This window comes from Pseudolysinimonas sp., from assembly GCF_051954455.1.
Classification (GTDB): Bacteria; Actinomycetota; Actinomycetes; order Actinomycetales; family Microbacteriaceae; genus Pseudolysinimonas.
In genome coordinates this window covers 1-13720 of record NZ_JBQCHS010000035.1, presented here as the reverse complement: position 1 = coordinate 13720, position 13720 = coordinate 1, and the positions used below count along the sequence as shown (strand labels likewise).

Annotated in this window: 10 protein-coding genes; 9 read left to right on the top strand and 1 reads right to left on the bottom strand. The window is 72.5% G+C overall.

Annotated elements, in window-relative coordinates; all coding sequences use genetic code 11:
• Positions 1 to 30 precede the first annotated feature (30 nt).
• Genes ACTHM3_RS15165 through ACTHM3_RS15145 form a run of 5 tightly spaced genes read left to right on the top strand, consistent with a single transcriptional unit; the run spans position 31 to position 8215 of the window.
• Entirely contained in the window at positions 31 to 1314 is a 1284-nt protein-coding gene (locus tag ACTHM3_RS15165; protein ID WP_440407221.1) for an ABC transporter substrate-binding protein, read from the top strand.
• Positions 1311 to 2261, top strand: coding sequence for a carbohydrate ABC transporter permease (locus ACTHM3_RS15160; protein ID WP_440407219.1), 951 nt, complete (start codon positions 1311 to 1313; stop codon positions 2259 to 2261). Before ACTHM3_RS15165 ends, ACTHM3_RS15160 begins: the two co-directional genes overlap by 4 nt.
• A gap of 1 nt (position 2262) precedes the next feature.
• Positions 2263 to 3141, top strand: coding sequence for a carbohydrate ABC transporter permease (locus ACTHM3_RS15155; protein ID WP_440407217.1), 879 nt, complete (start codon positions 2263 to 2265; stop codon positions 3139 to 3141).
• Positions 3138 to 5282, top strand: coding sequence for an alpha-galactosidase (locus ACTHM3_RS15150; RefSeq protein ID WP_440407215.1), 2145 nt, complete (start codon positions 3138 to 3140; stop codon positions 5280 to 5282). Before ACTHM3_RS15155 ends, ACTHM3_RS15150 begins: the two co-directional genes overlap by 4 nt.
• Positions 5279 to 8215 (top strand): DUF5107 domain-containing protein, encoded by a 2937-nt coding sequence (locus ACTHM3_RS15145; RefSeq protein ID WP_440407213.1) that lies wholly within the window; start codon positions 5279 to 5281, stop codon positions 8213 to 8215. The genes ACTHM3_RS15150 and ACTHM3_RS15145 overlap by 4 nt, the downstream gene beginning before the upstream one ends.
• Positions 8216 to 8228: 13 nt before the next feature.
• Here ACTHM3_RS15145 and ACTHM3_RS15140 read toward each other — a convergent pair whose 3' ends face one another.
• Complete coding sequence (locus ACTHM3_RS15140) at positions 8229 to 8969, bottom strand: hypothetical protein (RefSeq protein WP_440407211.1); 741 nt, start codon at positions 8967 to 8969, stop codon at positions 8229 to 8231.
• Between the two features lie 52 nt (positions 8970 to 9021).
• Between ACTHM3_RS15140 and ACTHM3_RS15135 the strand changes: the two genes are divergently transcribed.
• The 4 genes from ACTHM3_RS15135 to chvE all read left to right on the top strand — a co-directional run bounded on the left by ACTHM3_RS15135 (position 9022) and on the right by chvE (position 13569).
• A complete protein-coding gene (locus ACTHM3_RS15135; RefSeq protein ID WP_440407210.1) occupies positions 9022 to 9948 on the top strand; it encodes an aldose 1-epimerase family protein in 927 nt (308 codons plus the stop codon).
• Positions 9948 to 11015 carry a VIT1/CCC1 transporter family protein gene (locus tag ACTHM3_RS15130; RefSeq protein ID WP_440407209.1) on the top strand — a complete coding sequence of 356 codons (1068 nt, stop codon included), beginning with the start codon at positions 9948 to 9950 and terminating at the stop codon, positions 11013 to 11015. Before ACTHM3_RS15135 ends, ACTHM3_RS15130 begins: the two co-directional genes overlap by 1 nt.
• 127 nt (positions 11016 to 11142) lie before the next feature.
• Complete coding sequence (locus ACTHM3_RS15125) at positions 11143 to 12177, top strand: LacI family DNA-binding transcriptional regulator (RefSeq protein ID WP_440407208.1); 1035 nt, start codon at positions 11143 to 11145, stop codon at positions 12175 to 12177.
• A gap of 267 nt (positions 12178 to 12444) precedes the next feature.
• The gene (chvE, locus tag ACTHM3_RS15120; RefSeq protein WP_440407206.1) at positions 12445 to 13569 is read left to right on the top strand and encodes a multiple monosaccharide ABC transporter substrate-binding protein; all 1125 of its coding nucleotides are present in this window, start codon (positions 12445 to 12447) and stop codon (positions 13567 to 13569) included.
• Positions 13570 to 13720: the final 151 nt, after the last annotated feature.

The window sequence follows — 13720 nt, the reverse complement described above, 5'->3', positions numbered from 1 at the left end:
CCCATCCCGCATCACTGTCGAGGAGGACACATGGCAACCACATCCACCGCAGCGCTGAGCCGTCGCGGATTCCTGGCCGGCGCCGTCGGCCTCGCCGGCGCCGGCCTGCTGGCCTCGTGCGCGACCGGCGGCACGTCGGGCGGCGGCGCGACCGGCACGATCACGCTGCAGTCGTCGCTGTCGGACCCGGCCCCGAAGGCCGCGCTCACGCAGGTCGTGAACGCGTACAAGAAGGGCAAGGTCACGCTCAACACGGTCGCGATCGAGCAGTTCCGCGCCCAGCTGTCGACCTACCTCAGCTCGTCGAACCCGCCGGACGTGCTCACCTGGTACGCCGGATCCGTCGCGCGCGACTACGCGAGCAAGGGCTACCTGCTCGATCTGTCCGACCTGTGGGAGGGCTCGGGCGCCGCGGCCGGCTACTCCGCCGCGCTCAAGGACCTGTCGAGCGACGCCAAGGGTCGCCAGATCTTCATGCCCACCAACTACTACTGGTGGGGCGTCTTCTACCTGAAGTCCAATTTCACGAAGTGGGGCGTGGAGGAGCCGACGACGTGGGACGAGTTCATCTCGCTCTGCGACAAGCTCAAGGGCATGGGGATCAACCCGCTCGCCAACGGCATCGGATCGACGCCGTGGATGGCATCGGGCTGGTTCGACATCCTCGACCTGCGGATCAACGGCGCCGACTTCCACAAGGAGCTGCTGGCGGGCAAGCACTCGTTCGACAGCACCGAGGTCAAGAACGTCATGAAGTACTACGACCAGCTGATCCCGTACTTCGACCCGAACATGACCTCCTACGCCTGGCAGGACGCGGTCACCCCGCTCGTGCAGGGCAAGGACGGGATGTATCTGACCGGCGCGTTCATCAGCCAGAACCTCACCGACAACGTCGACGACCTCGACTTCTTCACGGTGCCGATCATCGACAAGTCGATCCCGAAGGCCGAGGAGGCGCCGACTGACGGCTACTTCGCGAGCTCGAAGACGAAGGACAAGAAGGCGACGAAGGAGTTCCTCTCCTACCTCGCCTCCGCGACGTCGCAGCAGCAGTTCATCGAGGCCTCGAAGTCGTCGAACCTGCCGACCTCGTCGGACGTCGACACCTCGAAGTTCTCGCCGCTCGTGCAGAAGGGCCTGAAGATGCTGGGCGAGACGAAGCAGATCACGCAGTTCTTCAACCGCGACTCCTCCGACGCCCTCCAGACGACGGCCGACACGGCGCTCACCAAGTTCCTCGCGCAGCCGAAGGACGTCGACTCGATCCTCAAGGACTGGCAGACCGCGGCGCAGAAGGTCTTCGACGCGTGACCACCGCGGTGGACGCGCCCGCGGGGGCGCCGGCGCGCTCCGCCGGGCGCGTCCCCGCGCGCGGCGGTCGGCGCGGGCGCGGGCTGCGCCGGGTGCCCCCGATCGTCTGGGGCTTCCTGCTCATCCCGCTGCTCATCGAGCTCGCCTTCGTCTTCTGGCCCGCGATCAACAGCTTCTACATCTCGCTCACCAAGTGGAACGGGGCGGGAGCGCCGGAGTTCATCGGCCTGACGAACTTCGAGAACCTCACGAGCGACCCGATCTTCGGCCAGGCGCTCGTCAACAACGTCATCTGGGTGATCGGATTCGGCGGCCTGTCGATCGTGATCGGCCTCGCGCTCGCGGTCGCGCTCAACCGGCCGCGCCGCGGCGTCGGCTTCTACCGCAGCGCCATCTACCTGCCCATGGTGTTCTCGCTCGCGGTCACCGGGCTGTTCTGGCGGCTGCTGTACCAGCCGGAGGGATCGGTCAACGCCCTCCTGCAGACGGTCGGCCTCGGCTCGCTCGCCCGCCAGTGGCTCGCCGACCCCACGACCGCGCTCTACGCCGTGCTGATCGCGGCGGTCTGGCGGCAGTGCGGCTACATCATGGTGCTCTACCTCGCCGGGCTGAAGGGCGTCGACCCCACGCTCGAGGAGGCGGCGGCGATGGACGGCGCCTCCCGCTGGCAGCGCTTCTGGCGGATCGTCATGCCCCAGATGCGCGGCGTGAACGCGGTCGTCTTCGCCGTCACCGTGATCGACTCGCTCCGCACCTTCGACATCGTCTGGGCGATGACCCGCGGCGGGCCCTACAACTCGACGCAGCTGCTCTCGACGTACATGTACCAGACCGCGTTCTCGACCGTGAACCTCGGCTACGGGTCGGCGATCGCCGTCGTGATCTTCCTGCTCGCGATCGTCTTCATCATCGGCTACCTGATCCGCGCGTCGCGGGAGGAGGACTGACATGACCACCCTGCCCCTCGCCCCGGGCGCGACCGCCGCCGCGCCGCCGCCCGCGCGCCGCCGCCGGCGCGGCTCCTGGCTGTTCCACGTGATCATGACGCCGGTGTCGCTCATCTGGATCGCGCCCATGGTCTTCGTGGTGCTCGTCGCGTTCCGGTCGTTCTCGGACATCACCGCGAACGGCCTCGGATCGTGGCCGCACTCGTTCGGGTTCGAGGGCTTCACGACCGTGTTCACCGGCGCGCTCGCCGGGGGCGCCCTCGGCAACAGCGTCGTGGTGACGGTCTTCACCGTCTTCTTCTCGCTGCTGCTCGCGTCGTGGGCCGCGTTCGCGCTCAGCCGGCACAGCATCCCCGGCAGCCGCGCGATCCTGCTCGTCATGCTCGCCGGCAACCTGCTGCCGCCGCAGATCCTGCTGATCCCGGTGGCGCGCATCTGCGAGAGCCTCGGCATCGCCGACACCCTGTTCGCGCTCATCCTCGTGCAGGTCGCCTTCGGGCTCGGCTTCTACACCTTCGTGCTGCACGGCTTCATGCGCTCCATCCCGGCGGAGATCTTCGAGGCCGCCCGCGTCGACGGCGCGGGCGAGCTGCGGGTCTACCTGCAGCTCGTGCTGCCGCTCTGCCGGCCGTCGCTCGCGGCGCTCGGCGCACTCGCCACCACCTGGATCTGGAACGACCTCATCTGGGCGCTCACCGTGCTGCGCACCGAGACCAAGTTCCCGATCACGGCGGAGCTGCTCAACATCCAGGGCGGCTTCGTCAGCCAGTGGAACGTCGTCGCCGCGGGCGCGGTCGTCGCCGCGATCCCGACCGCCATCGTGTTCTTCGTCTTCCAGAAGCAGTTCGTGTCGGGGCTCACCCTCGGCTCGAGCAAGTGAGCCGCACGATGGGGGAGAGGATGCGCTGGAGCCTGCGCACGCGCACGACCGAGTACGCGATCAGCGACGCCCCGGGCGTCGGGGTCGTGCTCGACCACTGGGGCGAGCCGGGGCCCACGGAGCCGTGGGCCGAGCCGGACCGCATCGCCGGGTACACGACGGCCGCCGACACCGCGCCGCTGGAGTACGCGAGCGCCGGGCAGCGCCACATCGAGTTCAGCGAGCTGCGCATCGACCGCGGCGACGGGCGGCTCGGCGCCCGGTGGACGCTCGACGCGGCCGCGGCGCGGTCGGCGGACGAGGGCGACCGGCGCACGCTGACGCTCCCGTTCGACGACGAGACCGGCGAGCTCCGGCTGGAGCTCGACTACGTCGCGTCGTCGCGGCACGACGTGATCCGCCGCCGGATGCGGATCGCGAACCGGGGCGCCGCGTCCGTCACCCTGGCGCGCGCGTTCTCGGCCGGGTGGAACCTGCCGCTCGGACGCCGGGTGCACGTCGACTACCTCGCCGGGTCGTGGGGCCGTGAGTTCCAGCCCCGCTCCGTCGACCTCGACTGGGGCACCTTCTCGATCGGGAGCCGACAGGGCGTCACGAGCATGTCGTTCTCGCCGGTCGTCACGGTGACCGCGCTCGCCGATCCGGACTCCGCCGCCCGCCCGGGCGACGCGGCCTACGGCGTCGCCCTCGCCTGGAGCGGCTCGTGGCGGATGCAGGTCGAGGCGCGTGCGATCGGCCAGCACGCGCGCGTCTCCTGCGGCGTCGACGAGGACACCGCGACCGTGCTCCTGGAGCCGGGATCCGTCTTCGAGACCCCCGACAGCCTCGGGGTCTTCAGCGCCGACGGCCCCGACGGGGTCACGCGGGCGTGGCACGACTTCCAGCGCGCGGAGCTCGCGCGCGACCTCGACCCGGCCCGGCGTCCCATCGTCTACAACTCCTGGATGGCGACCACCTTCGACGTGCGCATCGACCACCAGCGCGCGCTGGCGTCGATCGCCGCGGAGCTGGGGGTCGAGGTGTTCGTGCTCGACGACGGCTGGTTCCGCGGCCGGGTCGACGATCGCGCCGGGCTCGGCGACTGGGAGGAGGACCCGGCGAAGTTCCCGCGCGGGGTCCGCGAGCTCGCGGAGCACGTCGAGGGCCTCGGCATGCGGTTCGGCCTCTGGGTCGAGCCCGAGTGCGTCAACCCCGACAGCGACCTCTACCGCGCGCACCCGGACTGGATCTACCGGGATCCGGCGCGGGAGCCGATCACCATCCGCCACCAGTTCGTGCTCGACCTCGGACGCGAGGAGGTCGTGGCCTTCATCGAGGACATGCTGCGCCGGGTGCTCCGCTCCGCGCCCATCGGCTACCTCAAGTGGGACATGAACCGTCCCGTCACCGACGGCGGCCGCCCCGGCGACCCGCACGGCGCCGAGTGGCCGGTGCAGCACGCGCGCGGCTATTACCGGATCCTGCGGATGCTGCGGGCGGAGTTCCCCGACGTCGTGCTCGAGGCGTGCGCGAGCGGCGGCGCCCGGATCGACGACGTCGTGCTCGCGCTCTCCGACGTCGTCTGGACGAGCGACCAGGTCGGCGCCCCCGATCGGCTCGTCATCCAGGACGGATTCCTCCGGGCCTACCCGTCGTGGGTCATGAGCTCGTGGGTCTCCGACGACCTCGGTCACCGCGACCGCCGCGTGACGTCGCTCGGCTACCGCTTCGCCGTCGCGATGTGCGGCGTGCTCGGGATCGGCTCCGATCTGCTCGCCTGGAGCGGGGCCGAGCGCGCCGAGGCCGCCGAGCGCGTGCGGGTCTACCGCGACCTCCGCCGGGTCGTCCTGCACGGCGACGTGCGACGGCACGGCGACCCCGCCGGCGATCTCTACACCGTCGAGTACGCGGGGCCCGAGGACGACCCGCGCACGGTGCTGTTCGTGTTCGACCGCGACCGGGACCGCACCCGTGACCGCGAGTGGCCGCGGGTCTTCCCGACCGGGCTGCGCGACGGCGTCGAGTACGTGGTCGCCGGCACCGGGCAGCGGGTGACCGCCGCGACCGCGCGACGCGACGGCGTCGTGGTGCCGTTCGCCTGGGCGCCCGACGCCGACGTCCTCGTCCTCGAGCCGACCGATGCGCAGGAGGCGCGCCCGTGACCGACACCGTGCCCACCCGCACCGATCCGTTCGCGGTGCCGGTGCCCGAGGAGCTGCGTCCGGCCCTCGACGCGGGTCGCGCCGTCGCCTGGCGCCAGCCCGTCGTCGTGCCCACCTACGAGCCCGACGAGCCGGCCCGGTTCCCCATGTACCTCGACCGTCGCGTCTACCAGGGCTCGAGCGGCCGCGTCTACCCGCTGCCGTTCATCGAGGGCGTCGCGCGCACGGCCGTCGACCGGGAGTGGGACGCCGTGCACCTCGAGAACCGCTGGCTGCGGCTCACGGTCCTCCCCGAGATCGGCGGCCGCATCCACATCGGCCTCGACAAGACGACCGGCTACGACTTCCTCTACCGCAACCGGGTGATCAAGCCCGCCCTCGTCGGCCTGACCGGCCCGTGGATCAGCGGCGGCGTCGAGTTCAACTGGCCGCAGCACCACCGGCCCGGCACGTTCCTCCCGGTGCAGGCGGAGATCGAGGAGCACGCGGACGGCTCGGTGACCGTCTGGTGCAGCGACCACGACCCGTTCGCCCGGATGCAGGCCACGCACGGGGTGCGGCTGCACCCGGACCGCGCGGTCGTCGAGGTCGTCGTGCGGCTGCACAACCGCACGAGCGAGCGGCAGACGTTCCTCTGGTGGGCGAACGCGGCGGTGCGCGTGCACGACGACTACCAGTCGTTCTTCCCCGCCGACGTCCGCTACGTCGCCGACCACGCGCGCCGCGCGATCACCGCGTTCCCGGCGGCCGACCGGCCGTACTACGGCGTCGACTACCCGGCGCGGGCGGCCGAGCATCCCGGCGCCGACCGCATCGACTTTTACCGCAACATCCCGGTGCCGACCTCGTACATGATCGTCGACTCCCAGGAGTCGTTCTTCGGCGGGTACGACCACGCCGCGCAGGCCGGCGTGGTGCACGTCGCCGACCGCGGCATCTCGCCCGGCAAGAAGCAGTGGACCTGGGGCGACGCCCCGTTCGGCCACGCCTGGGACCGCCACCTCACCGACGACGACGGCCCCTACGTGGAACTCATGGCCGGCGTCTACACCGACAACCAGCCCGACTTCTCGTGGCTCCTGCCGGGCGAGGTCCGGCGGTTCTCGCAGGTCTGGTACCCGATCCCGGGCATCGGACCGGCGCACGCCGCGGGCGTGGATGCGGCTCTGCACCTGGAGGCCGCCGACGGGGCGCTCCGCGTCGCGGTCGCCGCGACCCGCGCGCTCGCCGGCCGTCTGGTGGCCCGCGACACCACCGGGGCGGAGCTCGCCGGGCAGGACCTGCTGCTCGAGCCCGGGGACCCCTCCCGCGCGGAGCTCCCGCTGCCTCGCGGCACCGACCCGCAGGCCGTGCGGGTCGAGCTCGCCGAGGGCAACGCCGTGCTGGTGGCGTGGGAGCCGGCGTCCGCCGCCGAGGGCGAGCCGTGGGTGGCGACCGAGCCGCCCGCGCCGGACCGGATCGAGACCGTCGAGGAGTTGTACCTCACCGGTCTCCACCTCGCGCAGTACCGTCATCCGACCCGGTCGCCGCTGCCCTACTGGGACGAGGCGCTCCGCCGGGATCCGGGCGACTCGCGCACCCACCTCGTGCTCGCCGAGCGGCTGCTCCGGGCGGGCGACGTCGAGGCCGCGATCGAGCACGCCCGCGCGGCGATGCGGCGCCAGACCGTGCGCAACGAGAACCCGCGCGACGCCGAGAGCGTGTACGTGCTGGGGGTCGCGCTCGCCGCGGCCGGAGAGGACGAGGAGGCGCTGCGGACCCTCGCCAAGGCAGGCTGGGACCGCGCCTGGATGGGCCCGGCGGCGCTCGAGCGCGCCCGCATCCTCGCCCGCGGCGGGGACGGCGCCGGAGCCCTCGCCCAGCTGGCCGCCGTCGACGCGATGGTCGCCGCCGATCCCCGCGCGGACGCTCTCGCCGTGCTGCTCCTCCGGCGCGCGGGCCGCGAGGCGGATGCCGCGGCGCGGCTCGAGCGCGCGCTCGCCGCCGCGCCGGGCGACATCACCCTCCGGCATCTGGCCGCGGGGCCGCTCCCGGCCGACGCGGGCCTCGTGCTCGACCTCGCGAACGAGTTCGCGGCGGACGGGGAGGACGAGGCGGCCGCCGAGCTCGCGGGCCGCGCCGCGCTCCTCCCCGCGAGCCCCGCCGGCAACGCGGCTCCGATCGCCCGGTACGTGCAGGCCGCCGCGCTCGACCGGGTCGGTCTGGCCGACGAGGCCGCCGCGGCACGGGCCGCCGCCCGCGACGCGGACCGCCGCTGGTGCTTCCCGTCCGGTCTCGAGGCGCAACAGGCGCTCCGCGCGGCGCGCGAGGCGGATCCGGATGACGCGGTCGCCGCGCTGCTCCTCGGCATGCTGCTCTACGACGCGGACCGCCGCGCCGAGGCGATCGAGCTGTGGCGCGCCGCGGTCGACCTCGGGCTGGAGGATCCGGTGCTGTTCCGCAACGCCGGTCTCGCGGCCTACAACGTCGAGCGCGACGATGCTCGGGCCTGGGCGCTCTACCGGCGCGCCGCCGAACTCGCCCCGCGCGATGCCCGCCTGCTCTCCGAGATCGATCAGCTCGCCGAGCGCCTCGGCCACGCCGACGCGGAGCGCCTGGCGCGCCTCGAGGCCCACGACGAGCAGGTGCGCGCCCGCGACGACCTCAGCGTGCGCCACGCGCAGCTGCTCACCCGCCTCGGCCGTCCGGCCGAGGCGCTCGAGTGGCTCGAATCGCGGGTCTTCCAGCCCTGGGAGGGCGGGGAGGGGCAGGCGCTCGCCGCATGGGACGCGGCCCGGGCCGCGCTCGGACTGCCGCTCGCCGATCCGCCCGCCTCGCTCGGGGAGGCCCGCCCGATCGTGCCGCCGCCGCCCCCGGTGCGGGATTCGGGGGAGACGGATTACTTCGCGACCAGCCTGCCGCAGTCGCTCCTGTTCTGGCGCGACGGGGGGTGACGCGCGGCGGCGTCTAGTCCTGCCCGCCGAACCGGCAGGCCGTCCCGTTGTCGGTCTCGGGGGTGTCGGGCCACGTGCTCGCGAAGATGCTGGGCTTCGCCGCCGCGCCCAGCTGGATCCGGCAGCGGCTGAAGGCGAGCGTCGAGGTGGTGGCGTCGCCGCCGGTGGCCGCGGCGGTGGAGAACCCGTAGCGGTACACGCCCCAGCCGCCGGTCGAGTCGGGCTTGCCGGCGGCGACCGGGGAGACGGCGCGGGCGGTGCCCGGGATGCCCACGATGGCGGTCGCGCAGAGCTCCTGGAACGGCTTCTGGTCGCCCTGCCACACCGGGTAGCCGGCCATGTCGACCGCGATCTGGCCGTCGGCGTCCGTCCAGTTCGCCCCGGACGGCAGGGTCGCCGTCACGTCGGCGACGACGAACTGCGTGCTCGGGAACGCCTGCCGCCATCCGTCGCACTCGCCGTCCAGCTGGCTCTCGTCGCCCTTCTGATGGTCGGTGGCGGCGACGGGGGCGTGGACGGTCTCGGTGAGGGCGACCGCCGTGCCGTCCGGGGCGGTGGCGGTCGCGGAGATCTGGAAGATCACGTCGGAGGGCAGCGGCGACGCCGTCGGGGTCGGGGTGGAGGAGGGCCTGGCGCTCGCGCTGCGGCTCGGCGAGGGGGAGGCGGTGGGCTTCGCGCCCGCGGGGGTGCAGGCGGCGATGGTGAGCGCGAGCGTCGCGGCGACGACGGCTGCGGGAAGCACGGACCGGCGCATGCGCACGACCGTAGCAGCCGTTCCCGAAGGTGACCGCGCCTAGGATTCAGTGGTGATCCAGCCCATCGGAGAACCCCTGGCCCTGCGTCGCGGCGCGGTCGAGGCGCGCATCGGGACGGTGGCGGCGACCCTGCGCTCGCTCACCGTGAACGGCGCGCACCTGACCCAGCCGACGCCCGACGATCGCGAGCCGGCCTCGAGCAACGGCATCGTCCTGGCTCCGTGGCCGAACCGGGTCGCCGACGCGCGCTGGACCTGGCGCGAGAGCGTGCAGCAGCTCGACGTGACCGAGCCGGAGCGCGGCAACGCCCTCCACGGTCTGCTGCGCTTCACCGACTACGTCGTCCGGGACCGCGCCGACGACGCAGTCACCCTCGCGGCCACGGTCTACCCGCAACACGGGTGGCCGTTCCTCCTCGAGACATGGGTGCGCTACGCCCTCCTCGACGACGGGATCGAGGTCGCCCACGGCGTGACCAACCACGCCGCCGACCCGGCGCCCTACGCGACCGGCGCCCACCCGTTCCTCCGCGTCGGGGACGCCCCGATCGCCGAGCTCGCGCTGATCGTTCCGGCCGCGCGCTACGTGACGGTCGACGACCGGCTGAACCCGACGGGGCTCGCGCCCGTCGACGGCACCCCGGCCGACCTCCGCGAGGGCCCGCGCGTCGCCGGTCTCGAGCTCGACACCGCGTTCGGCGGCATCGCGTTCACCGACGTCGTCGACGGCCGCGGCACAAGCGCGACCCTCGTGGCCCCGGACGGATCGCGCACCATCCTGCGACAGGACCTCACGTGGGACTGGGTGCAGGTCTACACGACGCACGAGTTCCACGATGCGTCCGGCGACATCGACGCGATCGCCGTCGAGCCGATGACGGCCCCGCCGGACGCGCTCAACTCGGGCACCGGTCTGGAGTGGATCGATCCCGGTGCGAGCTGGACGGGCGGCTGGGAGCTGCGCCGGGCGGAGGCCTGATGACGGCGACCGACCCGCGTCGGACGCGCCGCTGGCGGCAGTACCTCGCCGACGAGCGCGCCGAGGCGCAGCTCTACCGCGAGCTCGCCACCCGCAGCAGGGGCGAGGAGCGCGCCGTTCTGGCGGGCCTCGCCGAGGCCGAGGGGCGTCACGAGGCGCACTGGCGGGCGCTGCTCGGCGACGACATCGGCTCCCCGCGGCGCGCCGACCTGCGCACCCGCGCGCTCATCTTCCTCGCACGGCACTTCGGCTCCCTCTTCGTCCTGGCGCTCGCCCAGCGCGCCGAGGGCCGCTCGCCGTACGGCACCGACGCCGACGCGACGGAGCGGATGGCCGCCGACGAGCGGATCCACGGCGAGGTCCTCCGCGGCCTCGCGTCGCGCGGCCGCACCCAGCTCGCCGGCACGTTCCGGGCCGCCGTATTCGGGGCCAACGACGGGCTCGTCTCGAACCTCGCGCTCGTGCTCGGCATCGGCGCGACCGGTGTCCCCGCCGCGACGGTCCTCTTCACGGGTCTCGCCGGGCTGCTCGCCGGGGCGCTCTCGATGGGCGCGGGGGAGTACGTGTCGGTGCGCTCGCAGCGCGAGCTGCTCGACGCCTCCCGTCCCGATCCCGCGTCGCAGGCCGCCCTGCCGCACCTCGACGTCGATGCCAACGAGCTCGCGCTCGTGTATCGTGCGCGCGGCATGGACGAGGGCGAGGCGACCGCGCACGCCGCGCAGGTGCTCGCGACGCTGCACCTGGACAGCGACGATCCGGGCGCGGCCGGCGTCGACGAGCACGAGGCCGTCGGATCGCCGTGGCGCGCCGCGATCTCCAGCTTCCTGTTCTTCGCCTCCGGGGCGCTCATCCCGGTGCTGCCCTACCTCTTCGGTGCGCGGAACCTCGTCGCGGTCGTCATCGCGGCGGCGGCGGTGGGTGTCGCGCTCCTCGCGACGGGCGCCGTCGTCGGCATCCTGTCGGGCGCCTCGCCGCTCAAGCGCGCCGTCCGGCAGCTGCTGATCGGCTTCGGCGCGGCTCTCGTGACCTACCTCCTCGGACTGGCGTTCAACGCGACCGGAGTCTGATCCCGCCCGCCTCGGCGTGCATGCGCGCGTCGGCATACGAGGCTCCGAGCCGCGGCGACATGAAGCGGCAATAGGATTCCGGATCACGAGCGCCGCGGGCATCGCGCCGCCGGGATACGGAGCGGGCATGGCGGAGGGCAACGGCGCGGCGGGCGACCGCCCGCTGTCGATCCGCGACGTCGCCCGTCTCGCCGGTGTCTCGCGGCAGACCGTGTCGCGGGTCATCAACGGCGAGCCCTACATCAAGCCCTCGACCGAGGAGCACGTGCGGCGGGTCATCGAGGAGCTCGCCTGGCGCCCGAACAGCGCCGCGCGCGCTCTCGCGACCGCGCGCTCCAAGTCGATCGGCCTCCTCGTCTCGTCGCGCTCCATGTACGGGCCGTTCAGCGCGTCGGGCGCGATCGACGAGGCGGCGCGCGAGCGCGGCTACACGATCAACTCCGCCACGCTGGCCGACACCGACGAGACCCACATCGCCGCCGCACTCGATGCGTTCGTCGCGCAGGGCGTCGACGGGATCGTCGTCATCGCCCCGCAGCAGCGGACGCTCGAGGCGCTCCGCCGGGTCGCGATCCGCGTGCCCTTCATGAGCCTGCAGTGGCGCGACGGCCCCGGCGGGCGCGTGGTCGGCTTCGACCAGCTCGCCGGCGCGCGCGCCGCCACGCGCCACCTCATCGAGCTCGGGCACAGCCGGATCCTGCACCTCGCGGGGCCGCAGGACTGGAACGAGGCGGAGGAGCGCATGCGCGGCTTCCTGGCCGAGATGTCGGCGCACGACATGCCGACCGAGGCGCCGGTGCTCGGCGACTGGACCGTCGACTTCGGCTACGACATCGGTCGGCGGCTCCTGACGCGTCGAGGCGAGTTCACCGCGGTCTTCGCCTCGAACGACCAGATGGCGCTCGGCGTCGTCCACGCCGCGACGGAGCTGGGGCTCCAGGTCCCCGAGGACCTCAGTGTCGTCGGCTTCGACGACATCCCGGAGGCCAAGCACTTCACGCCGCCGCTGACGACCGTGCGGCAGGACTTCCGGGTGCTCGGCCGGCACGCCATCGACGTCCTGCTCGCCGACATCGAGGGCGGACCCGCTCCCTGGCCGAGCGCTCTCGAGATGCCCGAGCTGGTCGTCCGCCGCAGCACCGCACCGCCTCCCGTCGTCTGATCGGGCCGTCGGATCGGCGCGCCGCTTGACGCGCCGTCGCGTGGGGGCATAGCGTCTGACCCGTTCTGGGACCGGTCACAGAAATCGGGACCGCGAGCCGACGAGCGACGACGAAGGGGTCGAGATGATCGGGCGCCACCGCAGGGAAGCGGGCGGCCGATCGACGCGATCCGTCCCGCTCCGCCGCCCGCGTCCGATCGACGACCCGGTCCGACCCGCACGCACACCGGCGTCCGGGTCGTCACACCTCTCGAAGGGAACCACACAGTGAAGCTCCGGAAGATCGCCCTGGGCGCCGTCGCCCTCGGCCTGGCCATCGGCCTCGCGGCCTGCTCCGGCGGCCGCGGCGCCACCAGCGGATCGGGCAGCACCGACAACAAGGGCGCCCTCGTCGGCGTCGCGATGCCCACCAAGGTCTCGACCCGGTGGATCGCCGACGGCAACGCGGTCAAGTCCGACCTCGAGAAGAACGGCTACAAGGTCGACCTCGAGTACGCGAACAACGACATCCCGACCCAGGTCCAGCAGATCAACACGATGATCACCAAGGGCGCCAAGGTGCTCATCATCGCCTCGATCGACGGCGGCTCCCTGACCGACCAGCTCGACGCAGCGGCCAAGGCCGGCATCAAGGTCATCTCCTACGACCGCCTCCTCACCGGCGACAAAAACGTCGACTACTACGTCTCCTTCGACAACTACAAGGTCGGCGTCTACCAGGCGAACTCGCTGCTGACCGGTCTCGGCGTCCTCGACGCCGACGGCAAGCCGACCGGCAAGAAGGGCCCGTTCAACATCGAGGTCTTCGCCGGCAGCCCCGACGACAACAACGCGACCTTCTTCTACAACGGCGCGATGGACACCCTGAAGCCGTACCTCGCCGACGGCACCCTCGTCGTCAAGAGCGGCCAGACCAACTTCAACCAGGTCGCCATCCTGCGGTGGGACCCGGCCACGGCCAAGGCCCGCATGCAGGACCTCATCGCCAAGTCGTACTCCAACGGCGCCGACGTGCAGGGCGTGCTGTCGCCCTACGACGGACTGTCGGACGGCATCCTGAGCGCGCTCGAGGGCGCGGGCTACGGATCGGGCGGCAAGCAGATCCCGATCATCACCGGTCAGGACGCCGAGGTCGCGAGCGTCAAGCAGATCATCGCGGGCACGCAGTACTCGACGATCTACAAGGACACGCGCAAGCTCGCCAACAAGGCCGCCGAGATGGCGAACGACCTCCTCACCGGCAAGAAGCCCCAGGTGAACGACACCAAGAGCTACGACAACAAGGTGAAGGTCGTGCCGAGCTACCTCTTCCAGCCGGTCGTCGTCACCAAGGAGAACTACCAGAAGATCCTGGTCGACAGCGGCTACTACAAGCAGTCCGACCTGCAGTAGTCCGCCGGCCGTCGGCGCGGGTGGTGTTCCAACCCCAAACCCCCCACAGGGTGCGCGTCCCCTGGGTAACCCCCCGGGGGGCCCCCCGCCCGTTGTCCTACCGGCCCGCGGGGGGGGGGCGGGCCCGCGGTCCGGGGCCCCCCCCCGCCCG